Origin of the sequence: Lacisediminimonas sp. (assembly GCF_030645335.1) — a bacterium.
In the GTDB taxonomy this organism is placed as follows: Bacteria; Pseudomonadota; Gammaproteobacteria; order Burkholderiales; family Burkholderiaceae_D; genus Lacisediminimonas.
Map to the genome: position 1 here is coordinate 1 of NZ_JAUSNH010000207.1, position 7,574 is coordinate 7,574.

Consider the following 7,574-nt stretch of genomic DNA (forward strand, 5'->3'; position numbering starts at 1 on the left):
AGGTAGGTCGTGTCGACCAGCTTGCGCCGCACGCGAACCTCATGCGTGGCGCCGCTCAGGCGCGACACGAAGCGGTGATTGCCTGCTTCGCCGCCGGTGTAGTCGCTACACGGAAAAAAACGCACACGCCCGCTGGCGACAAACTTCTGTTGCATGACCTGCGCGTAATACGCCCGCAATTCATCCGCGCTGGCGAGTTCGTAGAAGCCTGCGTTCAGGCCCGACTGGTCGATGGCATCGCTGCCCAGTGGCGCTGAATCAACGCCATAGAAGGCCGAAGGCTGGTGCAATCGTACGAAAGGATAAGCGTCGATCCAGTGACCGCCCGGCGCGTGGCGTCGATCCACAATGGTGATCGTGGCATCCGTGTGCGTGAGCAGCGCGTCCGTGAAAGCCATCCCCGCAGCGCCTGCGCCAACCACCAGGTAATCGGTCTCGATCTGGGCGTTCATGACGTGCTCCCGATGGCGCATCGTGGATCAGGAGGTCCGCGACTGCGATTTTTTCGCATTTTAAGCTGTGCCGGGCGGCAGGTCTATTAAGTTGATTGCCGGCATTTGGCAATGCTCCCGGCACGGGATTCACAACAATTTTTCCAGCGCGGTCGCGCATCGGATGACTTGCGCGGTCAAGTCCTCGGTCACCTCGTCGCTGCCTTCATACTCGAAGCCATTGCGCACGTCATGTGCATCGGCCAGCAAGCGCCAGATATCGACACCGACGTCAAGCGTGTGCGGCAAGCATTGGAAGACGACATAGCGGTTCACTGGCCGGTAGCCGAGTCTGCGCAGCGCCGCCAAAGAAAACTAGTACGCCGCGCCGTACCCGAGCAAAAACTTTCCCGACAGTGAAATACCCGACGCCGAGGCGTCCTGCAACCGCTCCCGGCCGCTGCGCAGGTAGGTGTCAAACTCGGATTGAGCGAACAGCTCCAGTTTGAGCTGCCCGATCTTTACCAGGTTATCGAGTGCCTTGTTACTCATCATGCTCCCCGGTCAAATCGATCTTGGGCCCTTCCATGATGGACACGAGAAAGTGGTTCTTCGCTTCCAGCTTGCGCAGGTATTCCGCCGGCCGATAGACGGTGAGCGATATTTTTCGCCCTAAGCTTTTTTCTATATTGACCAGCGCCGGATAGAGGTCGGCACTGCCAATCTCCTGGCCGAGTACGAACAAGTCGATGTCGCTGGCGGCAGTGTCCTCGCTCCTGGCGACCGATCCGTAAATGAAGGCGCGTTCGATCCGGTGGCGGAACGGCAGTAGCGCCTCCTTGAGCAGGTTCGCTACCCCTTCGGTCTTGCGGATAATCGCACTTAGCTCCGGATAAATCGGCGAGTGCGCATTGGGTTGGTAAAGCACAAGCTTGCCGACCGCTTTCCTGACAAGCAAGCCTGCCTCGGTCAACCGACCTAACTCACGTTGCGCCGAGGCCGAACCCAGCCCGGTACGCTGCATCAGTGCGCGCAAATGCATTCCGTCTGGGTGCAAGAATACCGTTGCCAAAATGGCCTTGGTCGACTTCGAGAAGAGGGCGTCACTAATTTTACTCATGCGCCATATATTAGCTCAACTGCGCCAATTTTTGGCACAAAACTAAAGTTGGTGAGCCTACCCACTCAGTGTTGTACCGCAAGTTCAGTGAAGTTCTGGATACTTACCTCGCCATCCGGAAAACTCGTGAGAATTTCTAATTCGCTACCCATTAGAGGGATTTCCGCCCGGATTTCGATTGTCCGGTTCCTGGCTTGCGTGATTGTCTCTTCGGACATCGATGCCCTCATCAAATTCAGCCTTTCTTCGAGAGTCATTACAAACTCCAATCACATAACAACGGCAAAGCTTTAATTTCAGGGGCCAGGGCATCAAGCCGCACCCACCGTATGTTCATAAAGAATACGCGCCCCAATCGCAATCAGCACCAGTCCGCCAAACAGCTCAGCGCGCTTGCCTGCCATGGCGCCCAGCACCCGGCCCAGCATCACACCGAGCGTGACCATGATGAAGGTGCACAGGCCGATTGCCAGCGCAGGGATCAGGATGTCGATATCAAGAAATGCCAGGCCGACGCCGACCACCATTGCATCGATGCTGGTGGCAAATCCGGTAATGGCCAGTAGCCAGAATCCGTGACGGCTTGGCCGTTCGACTTCAACTTCGGGTTTCGAAAGGCCTTCGACAATCATCCGGATACCCAGGCCCGTCAACAGGGTGAAGGCAATCCAGTGATCCCATTCGGACGCGTACTTTGCAGCGACAGTGCCCAGCCCCCAGCCGATCACGGGGGTCAAACCTTCTATCACGCCAAAAATGACGCCGGCACGCAAGGCTTCACGAAGGTGGGGCCTGTGCAGGGCTGCGCCCTTGCCGAGGGCGGCGGCGAAGGCGTCGGTGGACATGGCAAGGGCGAGCAGTACGATTGCGGTGAAAGTCATCTTTGAATTTTGAAGGTTGAAACGGCCGGGGGGCTGCGCAATTTGGTCGAGTCGATGCTGCGGCCACGCCGGCTAATGTAATCGAAACGCCTGCCCAGGGGGCTGTCCTGTTGGCGCTTGCACTTGCGCTTGACAATCCGAAGTTTCCAAACTACCTTGCATCAAAGTAAGTAAATATTTACTTATTTGTTCCTTCCCGGTTTCCCCCTGGCGCTTACAGCGCGGCTTTGCGAATTTTTGAGAGGACTCAAAATGCGACTGATCCGACACATTCTTCTCCCGACAGCGACGGTGATCCTTGCTGCGGCGGCATCCGCTGCCGGTGCCCAGGAGGTCGTCAAGATCGGCCTGGTCGCCGCGCTTTCCGGTAATTCCGCGCTTTCGGGCGAGGCAATCACGCGCGGCATGAGTATCGCCATTGACGAAATCAATGCGCGTGGCGGCGTCATGAACGGCAAGAAGCTGGTGCTGGTCAAGCGCGACGATGAGTCCAATCCGGGCAAGGGCCAATTGGCCGCTCGCGAGTTGATCGAGAAGGAAAAGGTCGCGATCGTGTTCGGCGGCATCGACACGCCAGTATCGGCGGCGTTGGTGAACGTGATGCAGGAACTGAAGACGCCGTACATGGGCGTCTGGGCGGCTGGCACCAATATTACCCATCACGGCAAGACGCCGAATTTCATGTTCCGCGTTTCGGTGGTCGATGAACGGGTCGACCTGGCCATGATGAAGTACGCGCAGAAGAACTTCGGCGCCAAGAAGCCGGGCGCCATCCTGGTCAATAATCCGTGGGGTGAATCGAACCAGAAGGGCCTGGAGAAGGCATCGGTCGAAATGAAGTTGCCATTGGCCGCGATTGAAAAATACGGCGCCGCCGATGTGGATATCACGCCGCAACTGACCCGCTTGCGCAATGCCGGCGCCGATAGCCTGATCCTGGTCGGTAATGCTGCGCCTGCGGCGCAGGTCATGAAGTCGCTCGACCGCATGGGGTGGAAGGTGCCGGTGGTATCGCACTGGGGCATTTCGGGTGGGCGCTTCAATGAGCTGGCCGGGCCGCGTTACAAGGATGTGCACTTCGTGCAGACATACAGCTTCTTCGGAAAGCAAAGCAAGAACGGCGAAAAGGTCCTGGCCGAACTCAAGAAGCGTTACCCGGAAATCAAGGGGCCTGAAGACGTCCTGGCGCCGGTCGGCGTGGCCAATTCCTATGACGCCGTGATGCTCACTGCACTGGCATTGAACGTTGCCAAGTCCACCAACGGCGACAAGCTGCGCGAAGGCTTCTACGGCATTCCCGACTATGACGGCCTGATCAAGACCTACAAAAAGCCGTTCTCGAACGGTGACAACGATGCCCTGACCGACTCGGATTACATCTGGGTCCGGTTCGAAGGCAAGAACGCCGTGCCGGTCAAGTAACTCCCGTCGCGCCACCGGTCCTGACAGGTCCGGTGGCGGCAGTACCGCCAGCGCCACCGTGGATCTTTTTTCGCGGCGTGGCCGATCCCGAACATCTGCCGCGCTGCGCGACTGATCCAGTCCGTGTGGGCAGCTTCCGTACAGAGGAGACAGATCGTGCTTTCATTTGACGTCATCATTGCCGGCCTGGCCATCGGCAGCATGTATGGCCTGCTTGCGCTGGGCTATCACATTACCCACATTGTTTCCAATACCGTCAATTTCTCGCAAGGCGCGTCCTTGATGCTGGGCGCAGTGGTCGCCTACACGCTGCACGTGACATGGGGCCTGCCCTTGCCGGTGGCGGCGGGCGGGACCCTGATCATTTGCGCGGCGGTCGGCCTGTTCGTGCACCGGGTGGTGGTGGCGCCTTTTTCGAAAAACGGTTCGATCGCCTGGCTGATGTCGACCATCGCGTTTGGCATCGTGCTGGAAAACGCCGTCATGCTGACCTTCGGCAAAGAGTCGCGCAGCATGCCCTCACCGCTGCCGGATACGCCGATCAGCGTGCTGGGCGCCAGCATTTATCCGATTGAAATCGTGGTGCCGATCGTCGGTCTTGGCTGCGCTGTTGCACTGGCGCTGTTCCTGAAGAAGACCTTGCTGGGCAAGGCGCTGCTGGCAGCCGCGCAAAATCGTGACGCCGCCATGCTGCAAGGCATTGCGGTGTCGCAGCTGATATCGATTGCCTACATGGTGTCGACCAGCATGGCCGGCATTGCCGGGATGCTGATTGCGCCCAAGCTCAACGTCTATGCCGGCATGGGCACCATGTTCGGCTTGAAGGCGTTTGCGGTGGCGATCATCGGCGGCATGGACAGCGCCGTCGGCATCATGGTGGCGGGGCTTTTATATGGGCTTGCCGAGGCTGCGATCGCTTCGGTGCTGCCGTCGGCCTATCGCGAAATCATCGGGTTTGGCTTCGTCATCGTGGTACTCGCCATCAAACCGCAGGGACTGTTTGGGCGCATTGCTGCGCAAAAGGTCTGATCATGAACCGACAATTCTTCGTTGTGGCTGGCTGGACGATTACTGCGCTGGCGGCGGCTTCTGCCGTCGGGCTGGCGCCGAATACCTACTGGCTTTATTTGCTTGGCATGAGCGCGGCCTTTGCCATCGTCGGCACCGGCCTGAACCTGCTGATCGGCATTTCCGGCCAGGTGTCGCTGGGGCATGCCGGTTTTTACGCCGTGGGTGCGTATGTCACTGCAATCCTGACCACGCGCTATGGCCTGTCGTACTGGGTCACCATTCCCTTGTGCATGCTGATACCGGCGGTGCTGGGCGCGCTATTGGCTGCGCCGGCCTTGCGGGTCAAGGGGCCTTACCTGGCGATGGTGACCATCGCTTTCGGGCTGGTGCTGCAGAACGTCCTGATCGAAGCCGAGCCGCTGACGGGCGGCTTCAATGGCATCAGCAATATCGACAAGCCCTCACTGGCGGGCAGCACGCTGTCGCTGCGCGCGCATGTGGGGGTGATGGTCGGCTTTGCTGCGTTGTCGCTACTGGCTTATGCATGGATGGCGCGCTCCCGCTTCGGCCGCATCATGCGTGCTGTGCGCGATACGGAAACAGCCGCCAAGAGCATCGGCGTGAGTCCTTGGCGGGTGAAGACGGCAGCGTTTGTCGTATCCGCCGCGATGGCTGGCCTGGCCGGTGGTCTGTTTGCGCCGATGGCCGGATTCATCAGCCCTGAAAATTTCGACCTGCTGCTGTCGATCCAGTTTTTGTTGCTGGTGATCCTGGGCGGCCTGGAAACCCGCGCCGGCCCGCTGGTCGGTGCGGTGGTGATTGCCGCACTGCCGGAGGCGCTGTCAGGTCTTGCAGAATACCGCCTGCTGTTTTTCGGCACCCTGTTGTTCCTGATTCTCGCGATCATGCCCAAGGGCATCGCCGGTACGGTCGGCGCCCTGATGGGCCGGCTGCAAGGCGCCGCAGGCAGGCCGGGCAAGGTCACACGAAGTTTGGGCAATGCCGACGCCGCGCATGCGTGGCTGGCGGCCAATGGCGCGGGCAAAGCCCTGGTGGCGCAGGGCATCAGCATCCGCTTTGGCGGCTTGAAAGCGGTAGACGATGTGTCGCTGCGGGCAGCGCCGGGCGTGGTCACCGGGCTGATCGGTCCGAATGGCGCCGGAAAGACTTCGGTGCTGAACATGCTGAGCGGGTTTTATCGCCCGACCGAAGGCAGCGTCCAACTGGGCACAAGCGACCTGCCGGTCGGCAGCAGTGAAGACTGCGCACGCGCCGGCATCGCACGCACCTTCCAGACCACCTTGCTGTTCGATTCGCTGACGGTGTTTGAAAACGTCGCGCTGGCTTTGCCCATGGATTGCGACAGTGCCATGGCGCATGACTTGCTGGCGTTTGTCGGCTACCAGGGCGATCCGGCACACCTGGCCAGCGATTTGCCGTTTGTTGATCGCCGCATGGTTGAAATTGCGCGGGCGCTGGCTACCCGGCCGCGTGCCTTGCTGCTCGACGAGCCGGCCGCCGGCCTGGGCAAAAACGACAAGCACTTGCTGGCGGCGACGCTGACCCGTGTGGCGCAATGCGGATTGACGGTGGTGCTGGTCGAGCATGATATTCCGCTGGTCATGCAGGTATGCCCGGCCCTGGTTGCGATGGAAAACGGCCGCGTCTTGTGTACCGGCGCCGCCGAAACGGTACGGAATGATCCCGCCGTGATCGCTGCCTACCTCGGCGTTTCTGGTGACATTGCGCGCACAGCACGCAAGCCGGCTGGCGATGTGGTGCTGGATGCGACAGGCCTTGCCGCCGGTTACGGGCCGATCCGGGTCCTGGAAGACGTCAGCGTCAATTTGCGGCGTCATGAAGTGGTCGCCGTGGTCGGTCCGAACGGCGCGGGCAAGAGCACGCTGATGCGGGCGTTGACCGGGCTGATTCCTTCCAGCGGCGCCGTGCGCCTGGACGGCGCCGCGCCGGTATTGCGGCCGGACCGGATGGCGCGTGCGGGCCTGGTGATGGTGCCGGAAGGGCGGCAGGTTTTTCCACGACTTTCTGTGCGCGACAATTTGCTGCTGGGCGGCTATGCCACTTCACACGCAGTGCGCACGCGCAATGTGGACTTGATGCTGGCGCGCTTTCCGCGGCTGGCTGAACGTGTCGATCATGAGGCCGGTTTGCTGTCTGGCGGCGAGCAGCAGATGCTGGCCATTGCACGCGGGCTGATGGCGATGCCGACGGTGATCATTTTCGATGAGCCCTCGCTTGGCCTGGCGCCAAAAATAGTCCACGTCGTGTATGAGACCATCGATGGACTGGCGGCGGACGGCATGACGGTATTGCTGGTGGACCAGTTCGCGGCAATGGCGCTGGCGATTGCCGACCGCGGTTATGTCCTGACGCACGGCAAGGTGGTGGCCGAGGGCAGCGCAGAGGTCCTGTTGCGCGATGCATCCGTGCGCACTGCATATCTTGGAGAAAAGGCAAATGACACAGAACAGCGTACAGCCGCCGCAGCGCAGGCTTGAGCAGCATGACCGGTACAGTTATCGGCCGATCACGCAACGGCCGGATTATGCGTGGCCGGACGGCAACCGGCTGGCGGTGTATATCGGCTTCAATGTCGAAAATTTTGAATTCGGCCGCGGGCTCGGCGCCAAGCTCGCGCCGTCCGCCGAGCCCGATGTCCTCAACTATGCCTGGCGCGATTATGGCAAC

The 7,574-nt window shown here is 60.4% G+C and carries 8 protein-coding genes and 1 pseudogene; 4 read left to right on the top strand and 5 right to left on the bottom strand.

Annotated elements, in window-relative coordinates; genetic code table 11:
• The 5 genes from Q7T64_RS14390 to mntP form a co-directional block, all read right to left on the bottom strand.
• Nucleotides 1-452, bottom strand: a 452-nt coding sequence (locus tag Q7T64_RS14390) for an NAD(P)-binding protein (RefSeq protein WP_304797107.1), incomplete at its 3' end; no start/stop codon positions are given.
• 129 nt (nucleotides 453-581) lie between these two features.
• Nucleotides 582-740 carry a hypothetical protein gene (locus tag Q7T64_RS14395; protein ID WP_304797110.1) on the bottom strand — a complete coding sequence of 53 codons (159 nt, stop codon included), beginning with the start codon at nucleotides 738-740 and terminating at the stop codon, nucleotides 582-584.
• A 66-nt stretch (nucleotides 741-806) separates the two neighbouring features.
• Nucleotides 807-983 carry a hypothetical protein gene (locus Q7T64_RS14400; protein WP_304797113.1) on the bottom strand — a complete coding sequence of 59 codons (177 nt, stop codon included), beginning with the start codon at nucleotides 981-983 and terminating at the stop codon, nucleotides 807-809.
• Nucleotides 976-1,473 carry a nucleotidyltransferase family protein gene (locus Q7T64_RS14405; protein WP_304797115.1) on the bottom strand — a complete coding sequence of 166 codons (498 nt, stop codon included), beginning with the start codon at nucleotides 1,471-1,473 and terminating at the stop codon, nucleotides 976-978. The genes Q7T64_RS14400 and Q7T64_RS14405 overlap by 8 nt, the downstream gene beginning before the upstream one ends.
• Before the next feature lie 389 nt (nucleotides 1,474-1,862).
• Nucleotides 1,863-2,432 carry a manganese efflux pump MntP gene (mntP, locus tag Q7T64_RS14410; protein ID WP_304797117.1) on the bottom strand — a complete coding sequence of 190 codons (570 nt, stop codon included), beginning with the start codon at nucleotides 2,430-2,432 and terminating at the stop codon, nucleotides 1,863-1,865.
• 252 nt (nucleotides 2,433-2,684) lie between these two features.
• Here mntP and Q7T64_RS14415 point away from each other — a divergent pair, with 252 nt between their 5' ends.
• The 4 genes and pseudogenes from Q7T64_RS14415 to Q7T64_RS14430 form a co-directional block, all read left to right on the top strand.
• Nucleotides 2,685-3,854 carry an ABC transporter substrate-binding protein gene (locus Q7T64_RS14415; protein ID WP_304797119.1) on the top strand — a complete coding sequence of 390 codons (1,170 nt, stop codon included), beginning with the start codon at nucleotides 2,685-2,687 and terminating at the stop codon, nucleotides 3,852-3,854.
• Between the two features lie 156 nt (nucleotides 3,855-4,010).
• Nucleotides 4,011-4,883: a branched-chain amino acid ABC transporter permease gene (locus Q7T64_RS14420; protein ID WP_304797122.1), complete on the top strand. Its 873-nt coding sequence runs from the start codon at nucleotides 4,011-4,013 to the stop codon at nucleotides 4,881-4,883.
• A gap of 2 nt (nucleotides 4,884-4,885) precedes the next feature.
• Nucleotides 4,886-7,384 (top strand): ATP-binding cassette domain-containing protein, encoded by a 2,499-nt coding sequence (locus Q7T64_RS14425; RefSeq protein WP_304797124.1) that lies wholly within the window; start codon nucleotides 4,886-4,888, stop codon nucleotides 7,382-7,384.
• Nucleotides 7,344-7,574, top strand: a pseudogene (locus Q7T64_RS14430) (polysaccharide deacetylase); the annotation flags it as partial. The gene Q7T64_RS14425 and the pseudogene Q7T64_RS14430, both read left to right, overlap by 41 nt.